The sequence below is a fragment of the Streptomyces sp. NPDC101152 genome (assembly GCF_044768275.1).
In the GTDB taxonomy this organism is placed as follows: Bacteria; Actinomycetota; Actinomycetes; order Streptomycetales; family Streptomycetaceae; genus Streptomyces.
The window spans coordinates 1-22,451 of the sequence record NZ_JBIWPO010000019.1; the positions used below are offsets into that span (position 1 = coordinate 1).

The following is a 22,451-nucleotide window of genomic DNA, read 5'->3' on the forward strand; positions in this document are numbered from 1 at the left end:
CGGTCACCGCGCCCGGGCGGCGGGCCCCGACGCGGGCGACTTTCACCTGGGCCGGCCGGCCCTCTGGGGCGGGGGGGGGGGCCCCCGCCGGCGACCCCACCCCAACCCCTTCGCGCCGCCCGGCCGTTCAGGCGAGCTGCGACGGGCCCTCAGTCGCCCCGCACATCGGTGAAGACGGTCTCGAACTCTTCCAGGCCGGTCACCGTCACATGCGCCTTGGCGGCGCCCTCGTGCCGGGCCGCCGCCTGGGCCGCGCGGGAGGCGACGAGCGAGGCACGGTCGGTGAACAGGGTGCCGACCAGGCCGCGCCCACGCTCCCGGTCGACGAGCAGTGACGTCCTGGCCAGTCCGGGCAGCGTGTCGAGCCGGGGCACCACCGACGCCCGGAAGGTGTCGGCGAGCAGATCGGCGTCCAGGGGGTCGAACTCCAGCCTGGTGAGCCTGAGTCCACCGCCGGCGGCCGGCTGCCGGGTCTGATGGAAGACCAGGGCCTCGTAGTTGTCCACCGCGGTCGTCGCCGCGAACGGCTCCAGCATCGACCCGCGCCGCTCCCGCATGACCTCGTCGCTGTTGCGCCGGCTCTGCTCGGTCCGCCACCAGCTCGCCGCGAGCAGCTTGCCGAGCTCCCGGTCCACGAAGATGCCCGACCCGCGATACCCCGGACGTTCCTCCAGCAGATCCCGGCCCTGCGCGTTCAGGGCCCTGATGGCCGTGTCGAGCTGCGCGGGATCCCCGGTCACGTACACCGTGCGAACGAACATGCCCCTCGCCTCCCGAAGTCGAGCGATGTCCGGAATGTTCGACACGGCCAGTCTTCTCCTGAGTGGAGGAGGCTGCAATCAGGGCGGTTTTCCGGACCTTCCGCCGGCCGGGCGCGCACGGCGGCCGGCCACCGTGGCGTAGGCGCTCACCAGGATCAGCGCGCACCCGGCCCACTGCGCCGCCGTCGGCCGCTCCCCCAGGGTCCAGGCACCCAGCAGGACGGCTCCGACGGGCGTGAGCAGCAGCAGGACCGCCCCCGTGTGACTGGGCAGCCGGGGCGAGTTGAGGGCGACCAGCAGCCAGCCGACGATCTGGCTGCTCAGCGCGACCAGGGCCAGCCAGCCCAGGGTGTGCCAGGACGGGGTGAGGTCGAGGGCGCCCCAGGCGGCGCCGCCGAGCGCGGAGACGACGGTCGCGGAGAGGATCACGACCGTGTACGTCGTACGGACATGCCCGTCAAAGCCGCCCCGGCGCAGCAGGAACAGGAAGCCTGAGTAGCTCAGCGCGGCGAGGATGGCGTGGACGGTACCCGCTGTTGGATCGCTGCCGCTCGCACCGTGCTCGACGAGTCCGCCGGTCAGCACGACCCCGACGACCATCGCCGGGAGCCAGAGCAGGAAACGGCGCGGGACGCGCTCCCGGTCGACCGCCCACGCGAGCAGCGGCACCAGGACCACCTGCACGTTGACCAGCACGGTCGACAGCCCCGCGCCCACCTCGGTGATCGCTCTGGCCCACAGCAGGGCGTCCACGGCGAACAGCGCGCCGCCCGCCAGGGCGTAGAGCACCTGGCGGCGCGGCGGCGGGCCGTCGCGGCGGTACTCGGGCAGGGCGAGGAGCACCAGGACGGGCAGGGCGAACAGGCAGCGGTACGCCGACGCGGTGCCCGCGTCCGCGCCGGACAGCTCGATGAAGACCGGCGAGAGCGACAGCGACAGCGCACCGGCCGCCTGGCCCCAGCCCGGGCCCATGGGGACCCGGACGGTGCGCCGGCGCTGCGGTGCGACGTCCGTGCGTGCCACCCGGCGGCCTCCTCACGACGGATACGCGCGTGGCGGTCGTGGCGAGTACCCGTGTACCGGCCATCCATGCGGGGCCCGCTTCCCGGCGGTGAGCTGGCGGTTTCCCCTTCGCTCCCAACTCCGTGTCCGAGCAAGGCGGTTCACGGGCTTGACGCGGGCATGCTCGCGGGTCCACCTTGTACGCCAACCCGGTAAGGAAAGTTTCCTAACAGAAGGGTCTCCCCACAGTGCGTCTACGAACACTGACCCTCACCGCGGCCTCCGGGGCCGCCCTGCTCGCCGCCGGAGTGTTCCCCGCGAACGCTTCCGGCGCCGTCCACCCGGCGTCCGCCAAGGAGGGTTCGGTCAGCGCGGCCGACCTGCTCGCCAAGGTGACGTCCTGTTCCCAGATCTCCAACGGCAAGTACAAGACCGACGAGGAGACGTCGGCCACCATTCCGGTGTGCGGCAAGAACGGCGCCGTGTTCTGGAAGGCCGACATGGACGTCGACTGCGACGGCCAGCGGACCACGAACTGCAACGAGAACCGCGACCCCTGGTACCAGAACGACACGGCCTTCCACCAGTCCGACGGCAAGCCCCTGAGGGCCGAGTCGCTGCCGTACATCGTCGTGCCCAGCGCCAGCAGCATCTGGAAGTACTCCAGCTCCGGCATCAAGGGCGGCGGCGTGGTCGCCGTGATCTACAACAACCAGGTCGAGTACGCCGTCGTCGGCGACACCGGCCCCACCAAGATCATCGGTGAGGCCTCGTACGCCACCGCGAAGGCGCTCGGCATCGACCCCGACCCGGCGACCGGCGGGGCCGACTCCGGCGTCACCTACATCCTGTTCAAGAACTCGCAGGTATCCCCCATCGAGAGCCACAGCGCGGCGGTCTCGCTGGGCCAGCAGTTGGCGAAGCAGTTCATCGCGAACAACTGAGGGTCAAGCCTTGTGGCATGTCACATATCATGGACGTCTCAGTCATATGTGACATGCCACAAGGCATGCGGCCCGGGCAGCCCTGCGTCCCTTGGGGGGACGGTTGTGAGCTGCGGGCGGTGACTGCGTACAAGTGTGTTGGGGCGCGCAGAGTGAGTGTCCGGGCTGCGGCGTGTGCGATCTCAGGGGGTGTGAACGAAGGTTCCTTGGTCGAATGTGTGACCTTTGCCCGTGGTGGTCGTTGAGCGTGGTGAGGGGTTGTTCGGCCGGTGGGGGGTGAAGGGGATGGGCGGACTGCGGGAGCTGGCGGCACCGTTCGTCGCCCTCGGCCCGTCCGGTGTGGCGGTCCGTGACCGGCTCAAGCACCTGACCGCCGGGGACGAGAAGGTTCTTCGCCTGGTCGGTGATCATCTGGGTGCGCTCGCCTGTCGGTACCTGAAGGCCCGTTGCGCGGCCGGGCTGGATCACGACACCGAGCAGTGGGCCGCACGCAAGCGAGCCCTCACCGCGGAGTCGTCCTCCGCTGGGCGGGCAGCATCACAAAGGCCACTCACGATCAGTGGGCGCTGGCACGGCGCGGGCAGCTCGCGCACATCCAGAGCCTGGAAGCGGGGGTGCGCACGATCGCCCACCGGCTGTCCCTGCCGGTCGGCGAGAAGGGCGGCAAGCGGGCTCCCGGCGGCTACGCGAGCAGGCAGGAGTGGCATGCCAAGTCCCGCCGTGAGCAGGGGCATCGGACCGTCCAGGCCCGACCGGGCATCCCGGGGCGTGAGGAAACCCGCCCCCGCATCCCCGGACCACGGACACGATCCGTGCGCGCCGGACGCGGAGCGAAAGCGGGCGACCAGCGTGCCCAACACCGTTCGGGGCACGCGGCTGAGCATGAGTCCTGGCAACAGGACTCACTACCGCTCAATCTTTTGGGAACGGTCAGTTGGGCTGCCCGATCGGCCGTACGACGACGGTGTTGACGTCGACGCCCTCCGGCTGCCGGATCACCCAGACGACCGAGTCGGCGATCTGGTCGGCGGTGAGCAGATGCCCCGGCGGCAGGCTGCCATACTCGTCCCAGAACGGCGTCTCCACCCGCCCCGGGGCGATCAGGGTCACGCCGACGCCCCACTCGGTGACCTGGCGCCGGGTGTTCTCGGCCAGGCCCGTCACCGCCCACTTGGTCGCCCCGTAGATGTTGCCGGGTGTGTTGACGAACCCGGCCACGCTGCCGACCAGGACGATCCGGCCCCCGGTCTCCCTGAGGGCGTCGACGGACGCCCTGATGAGGAGCGCGGGGCCGAGCACGTTCGTCAGCACCATGTCCCGCCAGCCCGCCGGGTCACCCTCCGCGACCGAGTCGTGGGTGGCGTAACCGGCGTTGGCGACGACCGTGTCCAGCCGCCCGAAGTCCTTCAGCGTGGCCGCCACGGCCGCCTGGACGTCGTCCCACTCCGCGGCGTCCCCGGCGACCGTCAGCAAACCTTCCGGTTCCCCGAGCGACTCGGCGAAGGCGCGCAGTCGCTCCTCGCGCCGCCCGGTGACGGCCACCCGGTACCCGGCGTCGAGCAACTGCCTCGCCACGGCCGCCCCGATGCCGCTGCCGCCGCCGGTGATCAACGCCACGGGAGACGTGGTGCTGGTGGACATTGGTTACCCCCTGTGTCTTCGTCGGACGGAAGGGAGTGAACCAGTTGGAGCACTCTCGAAGTCAAGGGCGGCCGACCGGCTCACATCGCGTGGACGGCCGTGTGCACCGTGTGGGCCGCGAGCACGAACACGTCCGGACGGTGGTGGACGCTCGCCTTGTCGTCCGGATCGACGAGGCGGTCGAGGGTGCCGCGGTCCTCGGCGTCGAGGTGCTCGGCGAAGGACTCGCGGAAGCGGGAGAGGGTCGCGGCGACGTAGGCGCGGGCGCGGTCCCCCGCGGGGGCCGGCAGATCGAGGAGGAAGGTGCGGCTGCCGGTGGGACGCAGGCCCGCCGTGGACATCAGGGCCGGCCAGTCCTCGGTCTCCGCCACCGCGCCGGGCAGGCTCGCCCGCATCTCGGCGAACCACTCCTCCTCCAGCGCGTCCAGGCGCGCCTGCAGGCCGGGGCGGCCGATCCCGATGTCGCGGGGCAGGAACCGCGCCGGCAGACCGCCCTCCATGATCGCCAGGGTGCCGCCGGGTGCGAGACGCGCGGCGAAGGCGGCGAGGCCGGCCCGCTGGTCGCCGAGGTGGTGCAGGCTGCGGCTGGCCCACAGCAGGTCGGCGGGGTAGTCCAACTCGTCCAGTACGCCCGGTAGTTCACCGGCCAGCGTGTCGAACCGATCGCCGAGCCCCAGCCGGTCGGCCCGGACACGGGCCCGCTCCAGGAGCGGCGCCGAGGCGTCGACCGCGACGACCCGGGCCCCCGGGAAGGCCTCGGCGAGCAGACAGGCGAGGACGCCGGGTCCGCTGCCCGCGTCGACGATCAGCCCGGGTTCCGTCTGCTTGTCGGTCAGCCAGGTCATGGCCCGCTCGTACAGCGAGGTGAAAAGCTCCGCCTGCGACTCCAGCAGCGGAGCCATCTCCGCCCAGTCGATGTCGGTGTGGTCGTGATCGCCGTGGTGTCCGTGCGCCATGGAAGTCAGCCTCTCGTCCGGATGCGCCTCAGCGTGCGCCGACCCATGGCGCGGCGGCAAGCGACGTTGCCGTGACAGCAAAAAGCGGCGGCGAAAAACAAGGTGCGCGGCGCCGGACGGGTCCCTCACGATGGCCCGATGGGCGACAGGGACGACGAACTGGTGCAGAGATTCCTCGCGGACGGCTTCGTGAAGATCGAGGGGGCGTTCCCGCCACGGGTCGCCCAGGACTGCGCGCGGCTGCTGTGGCGGGAGACGGGGTACGACCCCGAGGACCCGGGCACCTGGACACAGCCGGTGGTCCGGGTGGGCGACATGGCCCAGGGACCGTTCGCCGCGGCAGCCAACTCCCCTGTGCTGCATGAGGCGTTCGACCTGCTGGTGGGTGAGGGCCGCTGGCTGCCGCGCTACTCGCTGGGCACCTTCCCGCTGCGGTTCCCGCACGAGAAGGAGCCGGACGACGCGGGCTGGCACATCGAAGGCAGCTACCTCCCGGAAGGGGAGAGCTGGTACTTCGCGAACCTCCGCTCCAGGGACCGCGCCCTGCTGATGCTCTTCCTGTTCAGCGAGGTGACCGAGGAGGACGCCCCGACCCGCATCCGGGTCGGCTCCCACCTGGACGTCCCGCTGCTGCTGGAACCGTGCGGTGAGACGGGCGTCTCCATCCTCGAGATCGCGCCGAAACTGGTCGAGGCCTCCGCGCACCGCCCCCTCGCCCACGCCACCGGCGTCCCGGGCGACGTCTACCTCTGCCACCCTTTCCTGGTCCACGCGGCCCAGCCCCACCACGGCACCCGGCCGCGCTTCATGGCCCAGCCACCGCTGATGCCGGCGGCCCCCTACGAGCTGGAACGGCCGGACGGGGACTACTCGGCGGTGGAGTTCGCGATACGCCGGGGCCTGGCCCGGGAGGGCTGACCCCGGCGGATCACCTGGCCGTCACCGCGTCACGGCAGCGGCGGGTAGGCGTTCTGCATCAGCTGCTGGAACTGGGCCGAGAACCAGTGCCCGGACAGCGGTGCGTTCGGCAGGGCGCCCGACATGTTGTTGTTGTTCCGTGCGTTGCCCGTGTACGTCGGGTCGCACATCCGGTCGAAGCCCTTGCCCTCGTTGTTCGGGATGGCGGAGCTGGAGCCGTCGGACTGGCCGGGCGGCTTGACCCACACGTAGGCGTCGATCCCGGCGGCCGGGGCAGCGGTGGGCCGCTGACCGAGTCCGGCGCCGCTCTGGTTGCACCAGTTGCCGACGTGGATGCGGCGGTCGATGCGGCCGCCGTTGACGTAGTCGTCGACGGACGTCATCGGGCCGGGGCCGGTGGGCCGGGCGGAGCCGCCCCAGCCGTTGCGGGACGTGTCGATCAGCATGCCCAGACCGGAGTTGAACCCGGCCGCGACCAGCTTGTCCCGCAGCGCGAGCGCGTACGACTGCTCGTCCACGTACTGGTTCCAGTCGACCCACTTCGCCTGGCGCACGGTCTGGCCGTTCACCGTGTCGGTGACCTTGAAGTTCGGCTCCGTGGTGGGGCCGTAGTTGGCGGTGTTGACGATGAACCCGGCCACGTCGTCCACGCTCGCGCCGTTGCTGGTGGCGACCTTGGCGAACTCCTGCACGGCCGGGCCGAGGTTGGAGTCCCAGCCGAGCCAGCCGTGGTGGCCGGCGTCGATGTAGTTGTAGACGTTCGGGATGGCGCCCAGCTTGCCCAGGGCGTAGGAGACGCCCTTCTCGTAGTTGCCGTTGCTCTTCATGGTCACGCAGGCGTCGGTGGTGGTGTTGGTGCCGCCGGCGTTGGTGACCAGGTTGGGCAGCGAGTCGGGCTCGATGACGTTGACGATCCGCAGGCCCGCGTACTTCGGGTCGGAGAGGATCGAGGCGATCGGGTCGATGTACTGGGACTTGTACTTGTCGATGTCGTTCGGCCCGAGTTCGCCGTTGGAGGCGAGGGCGGCACAGTCACGGCCGGGCAGGTCGTAGATGACCAACTCGACGACCAGCTCGCCGGAGCCCTTCTGCTTCAGAGCCTCGTCGAGGTGGGCGCGCAGGCCCATGCCGCCGCCCGCCCCGTTGATGGTGGCGATCCGGTCCAGCCAGACGGCGGTGGGCTGGCCCGCGATGCGGCTGCCGCCCGGCTCGGCGGCGGCGTTGGCCGACCACTCGGGGTCCACGTACCCCTTGGCCCCCACGTAGGGGTTGTCCACGCGGCTGCCGGTGTTGCCGCCGCCGGTGCCGCCCCCGCCGCCGGTGCCGCCCCCGCCGCCCGAGCCGCCGCCGTCGTCGACGTTGCAGGTGACGCCGTCGAGCGTGAAGGTGGCCGGGACCGCGTTGGTGCCGCTGTAGGACCCGTTGAAGCCGAAGCTGGCCGATGCGCCCGTCGCCAGCGAGCCGTTGTAGCTCTCGTTGGCCACGGTCACGTCCGCGCCGCTCTGGCTGATCTTCGCGTTCCAGCCGCTGGTGACCTTCTGGTTGCCGGCGTACGACCACTTCAGCGACCAACTCGACTTGGCCGCGGAGTTGTTGGTGATGGTGACGGCTGCCGTGAAGCCGGTGTCCCACTGGTTCTGCACCTTGTAGTCCACGGTGCACGGGACGGCCTTGATCCCGACGTCCCCGGGGACTACGGCCGTGGCCGTCCCCGCGGTCCCGGCGACCAGCGCCAGGGCGGCGAGTATCGCTGTTCTGGTACGACTCATGAGTGCGGGTTCCTTCTCCGATACGGGAATTACGGGTTGATGGCGCGCAGGTGGTCGCGCAGCCCGGTGCCGTACGACGTGGGTGTCCCGTCGTAGTTGGAGATGAGCGAGGGACCGGAGGAGCAGTCCCAGGTGTTCCAGGTCCAGCCCACATAGGACAGGCCCCGGTCGTCGAACCACTTCATGACCTGGTCGACGAAGGAGTGCGAGCAGGTGTTCTCGCCGATCTCCCCTGCCACGAGCGGTACTTGGGCCGCAACGGGGGCGAGGGTGGAGTTCCAGCAGCTCTCGCTGGAGCAGGTGTTGAAGTTGTACCCGTGGTAGGCGGCGACGAGATTGCCCGTCGGGTCGGCGGGCCGGTACGTCAGCCACTGGCTCAGGTCGTTGGAGTACGCGAGCCCGCCGGCCAGCACGACGTTCCGGGCGCCGGTGCCGCGTACCGCGTCGACCAGGTCCTGCATGCCGGCGACCTGGTATCCGATGCCCGGGCAGGTTCCGCCGTCGCGCCAGCACTGCCACGCCTGGGTGGTCGTGGAGGTCGCGCGGTCGGGGTAGGGCTCGTTGAACAGGTCGAAGGCGACGGCTTGGTCGTCCTTGAACGTGTTCGCCACCGACGTCCAGAAGGACGGCGAGTATTGCCGGTCCGGCATCGGCTTCTGGCAGGTGGCGTGCACGTCGGAGCAGCCGGCCGAGTTGCCCGTGTACTGACCGTAGGTCCAGTGCAGGTCGAGGATGGGTGTCAGGCCGTGCGCCTCGACGCGGGCCACCAGATCCTTGACGGCGTTGACGTAGTTCACACCGCCGTAGGCCGACTGGATGTTGGAAAGCCCCAGCCAGCACTCCTCGTTGAGGGGAATGCGGACCGTGTTCGCCTTCCAGTCGGCGATCGCCTTGATCGCGGTGTCGTCCACGGGGCCGTCGAAGATGCCGCGGCCCTGGACGCACATGAACTCGGCGCCGGACCGGTTGACGCCGAGCAGCCGCCGGGTCTTTCCGTCGCCGTCCACGAGCTTGTCGCCCGCGACGTGCAGCGCGGGTGCGCCGCCGCCGGCGGGCGGCCCGGACGGCGGGGGCGTCGGCTGCGTGTCCACGTTGCACGTCGTGCCGTTGAGCTTGAACGAAGCCGGCACGTCGTTGCTCCCCGACCCCGGCCAGGAGGCCAGGAACCCGGCGCTGACGCTCGCCCCGGTGGCCAGCGAGCCGTTGTAGCTCTCGTTGACCGCGGTCACCGTCGTGCCGGACTGGGACCACTGGGCGTTCCAGCCCTGAGTGACCTTCTGGCCGCCGGCGAACTCGAAGCTCAGGCTCCAGCCGCTCAGGGCCGCCATGTTGTTGGTGATCTTCACTGAGCCCTGGAAGCCGGTGTTCCACTGGCTGGTGACGGTGTACTCCACCGAGCAGGCGGGCGCGGTTCCCTGCGCCGTGACGACCGGAATGGTCATGCTCCCGACAAATCCGACCGCCCCGGCCACCGATAAAAGTACTGAACGCGGGGGGTGTCGCATGAGCGACTCCTTGCAGCTCGGGCGCGTCGGTACGGACGCGTCGACTGATGGAATCGCTCCCACTGGTGTCCATGAAGCTAGCGCCAAGTGACAGCGAAGGACAGGGGAGGCGCAGACTTTCCTGACTTTCCATCAGCCAAGACGAGTCGAATCGATTCGACTCTTCAAGCACCTTGACCGCTCTCACCCCCATCCCCACTATGGGAGCGCTCCCACTGGTTCAAGGCTTGTTGCTCCTCCCCCACCGCTCCGAGCCGCAAGGAGGAACCAGCACATGGAACCCAGACCCGGACGCCGTGCCGTGCGGCGGCTGTGGACCGCCGTCGTGGCGGCCCTCGCCCTTCCGCTCACCATGGTCGGCACCGGCACGACCCCCGCCCAGGCGGCGGCACTTCAGTGCAGCGTCGACTACAAGACGAACGACTGGGGCTCCGGCTTCACCGCGGACCTGACGATCACCAACCGCGGCACCGACACCATCGACGGCTGGACCCTGACCTACGCCTACGCCGGCAACCAGAAGCTCAGCAACGGCTGGAACGGCACCTGGTCCCAGTCCGGCCAGTCGGTCACCGTGAAGGACGCCGGCTACAACGGGAAGATCGCCGCGGGTGCCGCCGTCTCCACCGGCGCACAGTTCACCTACAGCGGCACCAACACCGCTCCCACCGGCTTCGCGATCAACGGCACCACCTGCGCCGGCGCCCACCAGCCGCCGGTCACCGTGCTGACCAGCCCCACGGCCGGCGCGGTCTACACCCAGGGCGACGCGGTGCCGCTCGCGGCGACGGCGGCGGCCGCCGACAACGCGACGATCAGCAAGGTGGAGTTCTACGACGACACCACCCTGCTGGGCACCGACACCAGCGCGCCCTTCACCCTGTCCGCATCCGGATTGTCCGTGGGCAGTCATTCCCTGGTGGCGAAGGCCTACGACAGCCTGGGCGCGTCCGCCGAGTCGACGCCGGTCGGCATCACCGTGGCGGCGGGCCCCGCGGTGGTCGCCTCCCCCACCCAACTCGGCGTCCAGCAGGGCAAGTCGGGCACCTACGCGGTGCAGCTGTCGAAGCAGCCCTCGTCCAACGTGACGGTGACGACGGCCCGCGCGAGCGGCAACTCCGGGCTCTCGGTGACGGGCGGCGCGACGCTCACCTTCACGCCCGCCAACTGGAACACCGCGCAGAACGTGACCGTCACCGCCGACGCCTCCGGCACCGGCTCGGCGTCCTTCGAGTCGACGGCGACCGGCTACTCCAAGGCGGCCGTGACCGTGACGGAGCTGGCCGCGCAGAAGGCGTACGACGCCCGGTTCCTGGACCTGTACGGGAAGATCACCAACCCGGCGAACGGCTACTTCTCCCCGCAGGGCATCCCGTACCACTCGGTGGAGACACTGATCGTCGAGGCGCCGGACCAGGGGCACGAGACCACGTCGGAGGCCTACAGCTACCTCCTGTGGCTGCAGGCGATGTACGGCAAGGTCACCGGTGACTGGTCGAAGTTCAACGGCGCGTGGGCGCTCATGGAGAAGTACATGATCCCCACCCACGCCGACCAGCCCACCAGCTCCTTCTACAGCGCCTCCAAGCCGGCGACCTACGCGCCCGAGGAGGACACCCCGAACGAGTACCCGGCGAAGCTCGACACCTCGGTGTCGGTGGGTTCGGACCCGATCGCGGGCGAGCTGAAGAGCACGTACGGCACGGACGACGTGTACGGCATGCACTGGCTGGAGGACGTCGACAACGTCTACGGCTACGGTGACACGCCCGGCGGCACCTGCGAGGGCGGGCCGACGGCCACCGGACCGTCGTACATCAACACCTTCCAGCGCGGCCCGCAGGAGTCGGTGTGGGAGACGGTTCCGCAGCCGACCTGCGACGCCTTCAAGTACGGCGGCAGGAACGGCTACCTGGACCTGTTCACCGGCGACTCGTCCTACGCCAAGCAGTGGAAGTACACCGACGCCCCGGACGCCGACGCGCGTGCGGTGCAGGCGGCGTACTGGGCGGACGTGTGGGCCAAGCAGCAGGGCAAGGGCAGCGACGTCTCCGCGACCGTCGGCAAGGCCGCGAAGATGGGTGACTACCTGCGGTACGCGATGTACGACAAGTACTTCAAGAAGATCGGCAACTGCGTCGGCCCGTCCACCTGCGCGGCCGGCACCGGCAAGGACGCCTCGCACTATCTGCTCTCCTGGTACTACGCCTGGGGCGGCGCGACGGACACGAACGCGGGATGGGCCTGGCGGATCGGCTCCAGCCATGTGCACGGCGGCTACCAGAACCCGCTCGCCGCGTACGCGCTGAGCAGTTACGCCGACCTGGAGCCCAAGTCGGCCACGGGCGCGACGGACTGGGGCAAGTCGCTGCAGCGGCAGCTGGAGTTCTACCAGTGGCTGCAGTCGTCCGAGGGCGCGATCGCGGGCGGCGCGACCAACAGCTGGCAGGGGCGGTACGCGAGCCCGCCGGCCGGGACGCCGACGTTCTACGGCATGTACTACGACTGGGAGCCCGTCTACCACGACCCGCCGTCCAACCAGTGGTTCGGCTTCCAGGCCTGGTCCATGGAACGGGTCGCCGAGTACTACCAGCAGACGGGGAACGCGCAGGCCAAGGCGGTCCTCGACAAGTGGGTCAAGTGGGCGCTGTCCAAGACCACGATCAATCCGGACGGCACCTATCTGATCCCCTCGACGCTCCAGTGGTCGGGCCAGCCCGACACCTGGAACCCGTCAAGTCCCGGGTCCAACAGCGGACTTCACGTCACCGTCGCCGACTACACCAACGACGTCGGGGTGGCCGCCGCGTACGCCAAGACGCTGACGTACTACGGCGCCAAGTCCGGTGACGCGACCGCCAAGTCGACGGCGAAGGCGCTGCTCGACGGCATGTGGAACAACTACCAGGACAGCCTGGGTGTCGCCGTCCCGGAGACCCGCACCGACTACAGCCGGTTCGGTGACACCGTGTACGTGCCCAGCGACTGGAGCGGCAAGATGCCGAACGGGGACGCCATCAACTCGTCGTCGACGTTCGCGTCGCTCAGGTCCTTCTACAAGAACGACCCCGCGTGGTCGAAGATCCAGAGCTATCTCGCGGGTGGGGCGGCGCCCGTGTTCACGTATCACCGGTTCTGGGCCCAGGCGGACATCGCCTTGGCCATGGGGTCGTACGCGGAGCTTCTTGAATAGTCCCCGCCAAGCGCTCCGCTGAGGGGCGGTGCTTCGTCTGCGGGCTCGCTGTGGCTTGTCGCGCCCACGCGGCGGTAGCCGCAAATGGAATACAGCCCCGCGCCCCCAAGAAGGGCGCTGTCAGCACCGTCAGTTCTTGCGGAAGCGCTTGAAGGCTTCGCGTGCTTGGTCCCGTCTCCTGACGACGGGGCCGCCCGCCGGGCGATCCCCACCCGCACTGGGGGTCGCCCGGCACCTTTGTGTCAGGGCTTGGTGAAGGCGTGGAGGGTGAACTCGGGGTCGGGGCGGGGGCGTTCCTGGTCGGGGAGGGATTCCAGGTGGGTGGCGAAGTGTTCGGTGAGGGGGTCGCCGGGGGGCAGGCGGGTGAACCAGCCACGGCGCAGGTCGGCCGCGGTGCGGCGGGGGCTGCGGCCCTGGCCCCGGCCCGGGAAGCGGGACTGTCCGGCTGGGCGCAGGCCGTGGAGGGCGGCGTACGACTCCACGAGGTGCGCGGCGTCGGGGGCCGGGCGGCGTGGGCGTGCGGCGAGGACGGCGTCGACGTCGCTGCCGACATCGTGCGCGGCGGCCTTGTCGACCGTGGTGACGTACACGCCGCCCGGCCTGAGGACACGGGCGCACTCGGCGACGACGGCGCGGACGTCGTTCCGTCCGTCGAGGAGGTGGAGGAGCCAGACGCTGGTCACCGCGTCGAAGGTGGCGTCCGGGAAGGGCAGCGCGCGGCTGTCGGCCAGAACGATCGCGCCGGGCAGCCGGGCCGCGGCCATGCGGGCCATGCCGTACGTGAGGTCGGCGCCGGTCACCCGGGTGGCGGGACGGGCGGCGGCGAGGCGCCGGGTGACGATGCCGGTGCCGCAGCCCACGTCGAGGAGCCGGCCGGCGGTGCGCGGGATCAGGGCCAGGACGGCGTCGGCGGCGGCCGCTGCTCTGGGTTCGCCGCCGCGGGTGTCGTCGTACGCGTCGGCTTCCTTGTCGTAGTCGAGCACCGGCGTCAGTGTGCGCCGTGTCCCTGGGCGAGGTCCTCGACCTTGCGCGCCAGCTCGAAGTCGAGCTCGGTGACCTTGCCGCCGACGCTGTGCGTGTTCACCGAGAGGGTCACGGTGTTGTAGCCGAGGGTGAGGTCGGAGTGGTGGTCGAGCGCGTCCTGGACCTGGGCGATGTGGATCACCATGGCGGTGGCGGCGAAGTGCGTGCCGAGCCGGTAGGAGCGGGTGAGCCGGTCCGCGTCGACCGACCAGCCCGGCAGTTCGGCGAGCCGGTCCTCGATCTCCTTCTGCGACAGCGGTTCGACGGCCATGACCTCGCTCCTTCCCGGTGGTGGGGCACGGACTCCCAGCGTGCCACAGCCGCCCCACGACGGCTCGGGTCGTTACGCCGGGCCGAAGAGCCGGCCGCTCACCCGCACCGCCCCGAGGTCGTCGCCGAGTGCGGCGATCGTGGCCCGGCCCTCCACCCGCCTGACCCACTCGTGCGGCAGGGCGTGGTCGCCGGCCTGGGCGCCGAGGAGGCTGCCGCAGATCGCGCCGGTGGAGTCGCTGCCGCCGGAGTGGTTGACCGCCATCAGCAGCGTGGTCTCGACACGGCCCGGGTACAGCGCGCAGAAGACGGCGATGGCCAGGGCCTCCTCGGCCACCCGGCCCGCGCCGAGCTTCTCGACCCGTTCCGGCGGCGCCACGGAGACGTCCCCGGCCTCGGTGACGGCACGCTCCAGGGCCTCGGTCGTCTCCTCGTGGCCCGGGTAGCGGGACAAGAGGCGCATGGCGCGCAGGACGGCGCCCTCCATGGAGTCACCGGCGACCAGGTTGGCGATGATCGCGGCCAGGGTGCCGGCCGCGTAGTAGGCGGTGGGGTGGCCGTGGGTGATCTGGGCGGCGCGGGCCGCCATCTGGAAGGCGACGTGGTCGTACTGGGCGATCAGTCCGAAGGGGGCCGAGCGCGCCACCGCGCCGCCCCCCTTGGAGTCGGGGTTGACCATGCCCGGTTCACCCTTCAGGAGGAGCCACCGGCCGGGCGCGTGCCGCTGGGCGACGCCGGACAGGCAGGCGTTGCCGGGGGCGCGGCGGGCGTACAGCCACGGCTCGGTGACCAGTCCGTCGGCGGGTCCGGTCGCCGGGGGCGCGGTTGCCGGGCCGGGCTGGGACTGGGTGTGGAGCCAGCGCTCGTAGGCCTCGAGCATCGTCTCGGGCCAGTGGTCACAGACGTCTCCCGACAGGCGGTGGCCGTGGCGTTCCCCCATCCTGCCGGAGGCGTGGGCCTCGACGAGGGCCTCGGCGGTGAAGAGGGTCAGTTGCGTGTCGTCGCCGATCAGGCCGACCGTGCCGTGCGGGCCGGGCACGAAGTCGGTCACCCCGTGGGGGCCGTGGTCGGCGCGGATGCGGTCGATGGAGGCGGGCTCGACGGGAGCGCCGAGCGCGTCGCCGATCGCCCCGCCCAGCAGGCAGCCCCGCACTCTCGCGCGGTACTGCGCCGCGCCGTCCCTGTCCCACGGCCCGTACATCCATCCACTCCTCGACTACGGTCGTACGTATGACCATTGTCCCGACCGGATCGCCCGCCGCCACGACCGCCCCGTCCGAGCGGGGCGTCGGCCCGCTGCTGCGGGCCTGGCGGGAGCGGCGGCGGGTGAGCCAGCTGGAACTGGCGTTGCGCGCGGACTCCTCGGCCCGGCACATCAGCTTCATCGAGACGGGCCGTTCCCGGCCGAGCGAGGAGATGGTGCTCAGGCTCGCCGAGCACCTGGACGTGCCGGTGCGTGACCGCAACGCCCTGCTGCTGGCGGCCGGTTACGCCCCGCACTATCCGGAGACCCCGCTGGACTCCCCCGCGCTGGACTCGCTGCGCCAGGGCATGGAGCGCCTGATCCAGTGCTACGAGCCCTACCCGGCCCTGGTGGTCGACTCGGTGTACGACGTCGTCGCCGCCAACCGGGGCCTGCTGATGTTCCTGGACGGCGTCCCGGAGTTCCTGCTCGAGCCACCGCTGAACGCCATGCGGCTGACCCTGCACCCCGAGGGCCTCGCGCCGCGCATCCGCAACCTCCCCGAATGGCGCGGGCACCTCCTGGCGCAGATGGAGCGGGAGATCGCCCTGCACCGCTCGGCCCGGCTGCGCGCGCTGTACGAGGAGGTCGCGGCCTACCCGGTGCCCGTGCGGGAGCCCGGCGGCGAACCGCCCGAGCCGGTGCCGTACTTCGCGCTCCCCCTGCAGATCGAGCACGAGGGCCGCACCCTGTCCTTCGTCTCCTCCATCTCCACCTTCAACACCCCGATGGACGTGACGGTCGCCGAACTGGCCATCGAGACACTCCTGCCGGCCGACCCGGCGACGGTGAAGTACCTCCAGTCACTGCTGCCTTGACCGCAACCGGTGAGACGGGGGACGGAACATGACACACTGCTTGGCGCGGACTTCGGCGGCGCGTAGGGGAGGCGTGCGGTGAGTGAGCGGCGGCCTGCGCCCACCGTGGGGCAGGTGGTACTGGGCAGACGACTGCAGGAGTTGCGGGAGGCGGCGGGCCTCAAGCGCGAGGAGGCCGCCAAGGTCCTGCGGGTGGCCCCGGCGACGGTTCGGCGCATGGAGATGGCCGAGGTGTCGCTGAAGATCCCGTACGTGCAGGTGCTGCTGGAGACCTACGGCGTCCCGGACGAGGAGGCCACGGCCTTCGTCGACCTGGCCGAGGAGGCCAACCGGCCGGGCTGGTGGCAGCGGTTCCACGACGTGCTGCCCGACTGGTTCAGCCTGTACGTCAGCCTGGAGGGCGCCGCCCGGATCATCCGCTCCTACGAGCCGCACTTCGTGCCGGGCCTGCTGCAGACCGAGGACTACGCGCGCGCCGTGATGGAAGCGGGAACGATCGGGCAGAGCGGCCCGGAGAGCATCGAACGCCATGTGTCGCTGCGGATGACCCGGCAGAAGCTCCTGGAACGCCCGGACCCCCCGCACCTGTGGGTGATCATGGACGAGACGGTGCTGAGGCGGCCGGTGAGCATCCGCGGCGAGGTGATGCGCGAACAGCTCGACAGACTGCTGGAGTTCGCCGAGCGCGACCGGGTCACCCTGCAGGTCGCCGAGTTCAGCGACGGCCCGCACCCGGGGACGTACGCGCCCTTCACGCTGTTCCGCTTCGGCGAGCCCGAGCTGCCCGACATGGTGTTCACCGAGTACCTCACCGGCGCGCTGTACCTCGACTCGCGCGCGGAGGTCTCCGCGCACCTGGAGGTCCTCGACCACATGACCGCCCGGGCCGCGTCGGCCCAGCGCACGAAGAAGCTCCTGCGGGAGTACCGCGAGAACTTCTGAGCACCCGGCCGCGTCCGCACCCCCTAGCGCCTGTTGCGAAAGTGGCGCCTGCCGCGCGACGCCCGGCACGCTCCCCCAGAGGGGGTACCCCCACTCGCCGCACCGCCCGAAAGCCCGAGTACGCCCGGTCCATCGACGGCGCCTTCCGGCCGGCACGCCGAGAGCACGCTCCCCCACGCTCGAACAACTCGCGCGGGGGCCCCCCGACGCCGCGCGGCCGCCCTCCGGGCGACGACGCCACTTTCGCAACAGGCCCTAGGCCGCACCTCCCTTCCTGTCGCGGTCCTCGTCGACGATCTCCGCGTCCACCACGCCCTCGTCGTCCTGCGGTGCGGAGTGCTGTCCGTCGCCGGTGCCGGTGCCGGTGCCCGAGCCGGCCGTCGGCTGTTCCGCCTGGGCGTACATCGCCTGGCCCATCTTCTGGCTGACGGTGGCGAGTTTCTCGACGCCGGTGCGGAGTTCGGCGGTGTCGGCGTTGCGCTCCAGAAGCCCCTTCAGCTCGGTCACCGCCTCCTGGACCTCCGTCCTCGTCTCGGCCGGGACGCGTTCCTCGTTGTCGCGGATGAACTTCTCGGTCTGGTAGACGAGTTGCTCGGCCTGGTTGCGGGTCTCGGCGGCCTCGCGGCGCCCCCGGTCCTCCTCGGCGTACTGCTCGGCCTCCCGCATCATGCGGTCGATGTCGTCCTTGGGGAGCGCGGACCCGCCCGTCACCGTCATCTTCTGCTCGCGCCCCGTCGCGAGGTCCTTCGCCGAGACGTGCATGATCCCGTTCGCGTCGATGTCGAAGGCCACCTCGATCTGCGGCACCCCGCGCGGGGCGGGCGGCAGCCCGGTGAGGTCGAAGACGCCCAGCTTCTTGTTGTACGCGGCGATCTCCCGCTCGCCCTGGTAGACCTGGATGCCGACCGAGGGCTGGTTGTCGGTGGCGGTGGTGAAGATCTCCGAACGCCGGGTGGGGATCGTCGTGTTGCGTTCGATGAGCTTGGTCATGATGCCGCCCTTGGTCTCGATACCGAGGGACAGCGGGGTGACGTCGAGGAGCAGGACGTCCTTCACGTCACCGCGGATGACGCCGGCCTGGAGGGCCGCGCCGACGGCCACGACCTCGTCGGGGTTGACGCCCTTGTGCGGGTCCTTGCCGGTGAGTTCCCTGACCAGGTCGGTGACGGCGGGCATCCGGGTCGAGCCGCCGACCAGGATGACGTGGTCGATCGCCGACAGCTTCACGTTCGCGTCCTTGACCGCCTGGTGGAAGGGTGTCTTGCAGCGGTCGAGGAGGTCGGCGGTGAGCTCCTGGAACTGGGCCCGGGTCAGCTTCTCGTCGAGGTGCAGCGGCCCCTCGGCGGAGGCGGTGATGTAGGGCAGGTTGATCGTCGTCTCGGACGAACTGGACAGCTCGATCTTCGCCTTCTCGGCGCCTTCCCGCAGCCGCTGGAGCGCCATCTTGTCCTTGCCGAGGTCGATGCCGTACTGCCCCTGGAACTTCTTGACCAGGTGCTCCACGATCCGCTGGTCCCAGTCGTCGCCGCCCAGGTGCGTGTCGCCGTTGGTGGCCTTGACCTCGATGACGCCGTCCCCGATCTCCAGCAACGACACGTCGAAGGTGCCGCCGCCCAGGTCGAAGACCAGGACCGTCTGCTCCTCGCCGCGGTCCAGGCCGTAGGCGAGGGCGGCGGCCGTCGGCTCGTTGATGATCCTGAGCACCTTCAGGCCGGCGATCTCCCCGGCCTCCTTCGTCGCCTGCCGCTGCGAGTCGTCGAAGTACGCCGGTACGGTGATCACGGCGTCCGTGACGTCCTCGCCGAGGTAGGACTCGGCGTCCCGCTTGAGCTTCTGCAGCACCCGCGCAGACAGCTCCTGCGCCCGGTACCGCGTCCCGTCGATCGACCCCTGCTCCGGGAAGCGCCAGCTCGCGTCGCCCATGTGCCGCTTCACGGAGCGCGCTGTGCGCTCCACGTTCGTCACGGCCTGCCGCTTGGCGACCTCACCGACCAGCACCTCCCCGTTCTTGGCGAAGGCCACCACCGAGGGGGTGGTCCTGGCCCCTTCCGCGTTGGCGACGACCGTGGGTTCGCCGCCCTCCAGCACGGCGACCACCGAGTTCGTGGTCCCGAGATCGATCCCGACCGCACGTGCCATCTCCGTCCCCTTCCGCCAGGGCACTTCCAGACTCCAGCACAAAACTTGAGTGGGCCGTTGTCAATGCCGCCTGGGGCCGTGGTGAATGCCGCCTCGGTCCCGGGTACCCCCGAAAACGACGTGCCGCGCCCCTGACCTCCAGGGAGCGCGGCACCGTGGCCCTGCGAGTACGGGTGTCAGGACAGCTTCGCCGACAGGGTGATCGTCGTGCCGCTCAGCGCCTGGCTGACCGGGCAGTTCTTCTTGGCGTCCTCGGCGGCGGCGACGAACGCGTCGTTGTCGATGCCGGGGACCGTGCCCTCGACGGTGAGGTGGATGCCGGTGATGCCCTCACCGGGCTGGAAGCTCACGTCGGCGGAGGTGACGAGCTTGGTGGGCGGGGTGCCGGCGCCGTTCAGGGCGTGCGACAGCGCCATGGAGAAGCAGCTGGAGTGCGCGGCGGCGATCAGCTCCTCGGGGCTGGTCTTGCCGCCTGCGTCCTGGGAGCGGGAGGCCCAGGTGACCGGCTGCGCCTCGATGGCACCGGAGGAGTCGAAGTTGACGACACCGTTGCCCTCGAGCAGGTTGCCTTCCCAGACCGTGTGTGCGGAGCGCGTGGTTGCCACGGTGAGTCCTTCCGAATGCGTGCAGTTGCGTGGGATCCCATCCGATCACATTCCGGCCCGTCGCACGCACAAAAGGGGCACCACCCGCCGGTGGTCAGGCGACCCGCTCCTGCTCGTCCTCCTCGGTCAGCGGCACCTGCGGCCCGTCCGTCTCCCGCAGCCAGCGGCGCAGCACCCGGTGGACCTGTTCGGCGCCGACCAGTTCGCAGCCCTCCTCGACGGGCTCGGAGAAGGCGAGCGGCGAGAGCAGGAACGGCCTCGACTGTGCCCCGCCCAGGCCCCCGTGCGAGCCGATCTGCTCCTCGAAGGCGAGGACCTCCCCGTCGGCCGGGTCGTGGAAGGAGTTGACCATGATGTCGGCGGTGTGCGGAAAGGAGTGCGTGCGCCGCACGGCGTCCGCCGCGCCCGGCCCGAAGACCTCCAATGGGCCCGGCGTCCCGTCGAGTTGATCAAGGGGGATCTCGGCGCCGTGGGCACCGAGCACCACCCCGCCGTGCTCCTCGCTGCGTACGAGCAGGAACCCGATGCCGGGGTGGTTGGCGAGGGTCGTCAGCAGCGCCGGATGGCGGGCGTCGATCTCCTCCTTGCTCATCCGGTGCGGCACGTCCGGGAACGACACCAGGCCGAGGTTGCCGGACGCCAGGACCAGCGGCTCGGAACGGCGGCCGGCGGGGTGGTGATGCTCCCCGCGCTCCTCGACGGGCCGCCGCAGCGCCGCCCGCACGGCCGCCCGGGCCTCGGCGCCACTGTGGGTGCGGCGCACCTTGCGCGGCACGGGCAGCCCGCAGCCGGCCCGCACCAGCTCGCCGAGACCGAGCCCGTAGCGGGCCCGGAAGGTCTCGCCGGGGCTCTGCCCGTGGTCCGAGAGCACGACGATCCGGTACGGCCGCGGCGCGTGCTCGGCGACGTTCGCGATCAGCGCCAGCGCCCGGTCGAGGCGCTGGAGGACCTTCTCGGCGTCGCGGCTGCGGGGCCCCGAGTGGTGGGCGACCTCGTCGTAGGCCACCAGGTCGGCGTAGACGGCGGTGCGGCCGGCGAACAGGTCGCCCATCACCGCGGCGACCACGACGTCCCGTTCGACGACGGTCGCGAAGGCCCGGACGAAGGGGTAGAGGCCGCCGCGGGACACGCGGGGCCGCTGCTTCCTGATCCGGGCCCGGGTGGACTGGCCGAGCTCGCGGCCGACCTCGGCGACGAAGGACATCGCCGTGCGCACCGCGTTGGCCGGGTCGCAGAAGTACGCGAAGTAGCCCGCCCTGGACCGGTTCTCCCGGCCCCGGCGGCGGGTGGCGATGGACAGCACCAGGGCCTGTTCGTCGGCGCCCCCGCTGAAGAGGTTGCCGCGGCTGGCGCCGTCGAGGGTGAGCAGGCCTCCGTCGCCGGTGAACTCGACGGCGCGGCGCTGCAGTTCGGCGGCGCTGGTCGGACGGTTGCAGACCATGACCTCGCCGCGGTCCTTGTCGTACCAGCGGAAGGCGGGGACGTCGTGGTTGGTGCCGTGCAGGATGCCGAGCTGGCTGGCGCCGGTCTGGCTGGACCAGTCGGTGCGCCAGGGGGCGAGCCGGTGGGTGCCGCCGAGCCACGAGGCGACGGTGGGCATGAGCCCCTTGCCGACGGCGTCCAGCAGGACGTCGTGGCCGACGCCGTCGAGTTGCAGGAAGACGGTGCCGGGGGCGGTCGGGCTGGGCGGGCCGTGTCCGCGGCGGCGGTCGGCGAGGCGGTACAGGCGGCGGCGGTAGGCGTCGTCGTCGCGCACGGCGAGGGCGCCGCCGGTGGCGGAGGCGACGGCGGACATCACGGCGGCGACGACCACGGCGGTCTCGGGGGCCGCCTCGGCGCTGGAGGCCGGGTTGAGACGCAGGGCGACCAGCAGCAGGGAGCCGTTCAGGACGAAGACGAGCAGGCCCAGCACCAGGGCGGGCACGAGCAGCAGCAGCCGTACGAGCAGGGGCCACACGAGGGCCGACAGCACACCGAAGGCGCCGGCGCCGAACGCGGCGGTGACGGCGATGTGAGTGGCGGACTCGCCGTCGGCGGACTGGAGGCGGAAGTCCGGCAGGATACCGGCCAGCACGAGCATGGTGACCGTGGAGACCGCCCACACCGTGACGCTCCGCCCCAGCTGGCTGACGATCCGCCGCCAACGCCCGCTCAGCACGCCCGGTACACCTCACGTCCCGGCCCGTCGCCGTCGCGGGGCCGCCTGCGCCAAGACTGTCATACCAGCGCACCGGGCCGGATCCCGGTCAGCGCCCGTCGTACCCCGCCGTCGGCATCGACAGCCGTCGGTGCACGCGGGCCTTCATCTGGGCGTCGTAGCGCGGTTCCGCCGAGCCCACCGTCTCCACCCGGACCCCGCGCCTGGCGCACTCCGCGGCGAACTCCTCCACGGACGACAGCGCGCTCTCCAGAACCCGTCGGCTGGGCGCCACGAACAGGTCGACCCCGGGCCGGACGCCGTCCCACAGGATGCAGTGGTCGGCCCGCAGCCCTCGCACCAGCAGCTCCCGGGCGACGATGTACCCCCGCTCCGCGGCCCACCGCGCGCACATCGCGTGCTGACTGCGGGAGTCCACCAGGAAGGGATCGGCGTCCAGCTCCTCGAGCGGCGTCAGACTCGCGATCGCTGTCACGCGCACGCGCGTCGGTCCCATGGCGTCCCCCTCACCTCCGGGTTTCGCCGCCGACCCTACTCCAGCCCGTAGGCTTCGGGGAGTCGCAC

At 71.0% G+C, this 22,451-nt stretch carries 18 protein-coding genes and 1 pseudogene; 6 read left to right on the plus strand and 13 right to left on the minus strand.

Going from position 1 to position 22,451, the window contains the following annotated elements; translation table 11 throughout:
- Window positions 1-149 precede the first annotated feature (149 nt).
- On the minus strand, window positions 150-761 hold the full coding sequence (locus ACIRVK_RS23900; protein WP_404250205.1) for a hypothetical protein: 612 nt from the start codon (window positions 759-761) through the stop codon (window positions 150-152).
- A gap of 78 nt (window positions 762-839) precedes the next feature.
- The gene (locus ACIRVK_RS23905) at window positions 840-1,784 is read right to left on the minus strand and encodes a DMT family transporter (protein ID WP_404250207.1); all 945 of its coding nucleotides are present in this window, start codon (window positions 1,782-1,784) and stop codon (window positions 840-842) included.
- 227 nt (window positions 1,785-2,011) lie between these two features.
- Here ACIRVK_RS23905 and ACIRVK_RS23910 point away from each other — a divergent pair, with 227 nt between their 5' ends.
- Together ACIRVK_RS23910 and ACIRVK_RS23915 are read left to right on the plus strand one after the other, a co-directional pair.
- Window positions 2,012-2,707 carry a glycoside hydrolase family 75 protein gene (locus tag ACIRVK_RS23910; protein WP_404250209.1) on the plus strand — a complete coding sequence of 232 codons (696 nt, stop codon included), beginning with the start codon at window positions 2,012-2,014 and terminating at the stop codon, window positions 2,705-2,707.
- 285 nt (window positions 2,708-2,992) lie between these two features.
- Window positions 2,993-3,429: pseudogene (locus ACIRVK_RS23915) on the plus strand (hypothetical protein); the annotation flags it as partial.
- A gap of 208 nt (window positions 3,430-3,637) precedes the next feature.
- Here the strand turns inward: ACIRVK_RS23915 and ACIRVK_RS23920 are convergent.
- Window positions 3,638-4,348 (minus strand): SDR family oxidoreductase, encoded by a 711-nt coding sequence (locus tag ACIRVK_RS23920; protein WP_404250211.1) that lies wholly within the window; start codon window positions 4,346-4,348, stop codon window positions 3,638-3,640.
- Window positions 4,349-4,428: 80 nt separating this feature from the next.
- Window positions 4,429-5,304, minus strand: a complete 876-nt coding sequence (locus ACIRVK_RS23925) for a class I SAM-dependent methyltransferase (protein WP_404250213.1) — start codon at window positions 5,302-5,304, stop codon at window positions 4,429-4,431.
- Between the two features lie 138 nt (window positions 5,305-5,442).
- Here ACIRVK_RS23925 and ACIRVK_RS23930 point away from each other — a divergent pair, with 138 nt between their 5' ends.
- Window positions 5,443-6,222, plus strand: a complete 780-nt coding sequence (locus ACIRVK_RS23930) for a phytanoyl-CoA dioxygenase family protein (RefSeq protein WP_404250215.1) — start codon at window positions 5,443-5,445, stop codon at window positions 6,220-6,222.
- A gap of 29 nt (window positions 6,223-6,251) precedes the next feature.
- On the opposite strand, the gene ACIRVK_RS23935 is transcribed toward ACIRVK_RS23930, so the two are convergent.
- Both ACIRVK_RS23935 and ACIRVK_RS23940 read right to left on the minus strand, forming a co-directional pair.
- A complete protein-coding gene (locus tag ACIRVK_RS23935; protein WP_404250217.1) occupies window positions 6,252-7,991 on the minus strand; it encodes a glycoside hydrolase family 6 protein in 1,740 nt (579 codons plus the stop codon).
- A gap of 29 nt (window positions 7,992-8,020) precedes the next feature.
- Window positions 8,021-9,433, minus strand: a complete 1,413-nt coding sequence (locus ACIRVK_RS23940; RefSeq protein ID WP_404250219.1) for a cellulase family glycosylhydrolase — start codon at window positions 9,431-9,433, stop codon at window positions 8,021-8,023.
- Between the two features lie 337 nt (window positions 9,434-9,770).
- Between ACIRVK_RS23940 and ACIRVK_RS23945 the strand changes: the two genes are divergently transcribed.
- On the plus strand, window positions 9,771-12,689 hold the full coding sequence (locus tag ACIRVK_RS23945) for a glycoside hydrolase family 48 protein (RefSeq protein WP_404250221.1): 2,919 nt from the start codon (window positions 9,771-9,773) through the stop codon (window positions 12,687-12,689).
- 242 nt (window positions 12,690-12,931) lie between these two features.
- Here the strand turns inward: ACIRVK_RS23945 and ACIRVK_RS23950 are convergent, their stop codons facing one another.
- The 3 genes from ACIRVK_RS23950 to ACIRVK_RS23960 all read right to left on the minus strand — a co-directional run bounded on the left by ACIRVK_RS23950 (window position 12,932) and on the right by ACIRVK_RS23960 (window position 15,183).
- Window positions 12,932-13,672, minus strand: a complete 741-nt coding sequence (locus ACIRVK_RS23950; RefSeq protein ID WP_404250223.1) for a class I SAM-dependent methyltransferase — start codon at window positions 13,670-13,672, stop codon at window positions 12,932-12,934.
- A gap of 5 nt (window positions 13,673-13,677) precedes the next feature.
- Complete coding sequence (locus ACIRVK_RS23955; RefSeq protein WP_404250225.1) at window positions 13,678-13,983, minus strand: 4a-hydroxytetrahydrobiopterin dehydratase; 306 nt, start codon at window positions 13,981-13,983, stop codon at window positions 13,678-13,680.
- 72 nt (window positions 13,984-14,055) lie between these two features.
- A complete protein-coding gene (locus ACIRVK_RS23960; protein ID WP_404250227.1) occupies window positions 14,056-15,183 on the minus strand; it encodes an ADP-ribosylglycohydrolase family protein in 1,128 nt (375 codons plus the stop codon).
- 29 nt (window positions 15,184-15,212) lie between these two features.
- Here ACIRVK_RS23960 and ACIRVK_RS23965 point away from each other — a divergent pair, with 29 nt between their 5' ends.
- Both ACIRVK_RS23965 and ACIRVK_RS23970 read left to right on the plus strand, forming a co-directional pair.
- On the plus strand, window positions 15,213-16,043 hold the full coding sequence (locus ACIRVK_RS23965; RefSeq protein WP_404250229.1) for a helix-turn-helix domain-containing protein: 831 nt from the start codon (window positions 15,213-15,215) through the stop codon (window positions 16,041-16,043).
- Between the two features lie 78 nt (window positions 16,044-16,121).
- Entirely contained in the window at window positions 16,122-16,985 is an 864-nt protein-coding gene (locus tag ACIRVK_RS23970) for a helix-turn-helix domain-containing protein (protein ID WP_404250231.1), read from the plus strand.
- A 255-nt stretch (window positions 16,986-17,240) separates the two neighbouring features.
- On the opposite strand, the gene dnaK is transcribed toward ACIRVK_RS23970, so the two are convergent.
- From dnaK to ACIRVK_RS23990, 4 genes are all read right to left on the minus strand, one after another.
- A complete protein-coding gene (dnaK, locus tag ACIRVK_RS23975) occupies window positions 17,241-19,124 on the minus strand; it encodes a molecular chaperone DnaK (RefSeq protein ID WP_404250233.1) in 1,884 nt (627 codons plus the stop codon).
- Window positions 19,125-19,300: 176 nt separating this feature from the next.
- Window positions 19,301-19,729, minus strand: a complete 429-nt coding sequence (locus ACIRVK_RS23980) for an OsmC family protein (protein ID WP_404250235.1) — start codon at window positions 19,727-19,729, stop codon at window positions 19,301-19,303.
- A gap of 94 nt (window positions 19,730-19,823) precedes the next feature.
- A complete protein-coding gene (locus tag ACIRVK_RS23985) occupies window positions 19,824-21,833 on the minus strand; it encodes an alkaline phosphatase family protein (protein ID WP_404250432.1) in 2,010 nt (669 codons plus the stop codon).
- Window positions 21,834-21,975: 142 nt separating this feature from the next.
- The gene (locus ACIRVK_RS23990) at window positions 21,976-22,383 is read right to left on the minus strand and encodes a hypothetical protein (RefSeq protein WP_404250237.1); all 408 of its coding nucleotides are present in this window, start codon (window positions 22,381-22,383) and stop codon (window positions 21,976-21,978) included.
- Window positions 22,384-22,451: the final 68 nt, after the last annotated feature.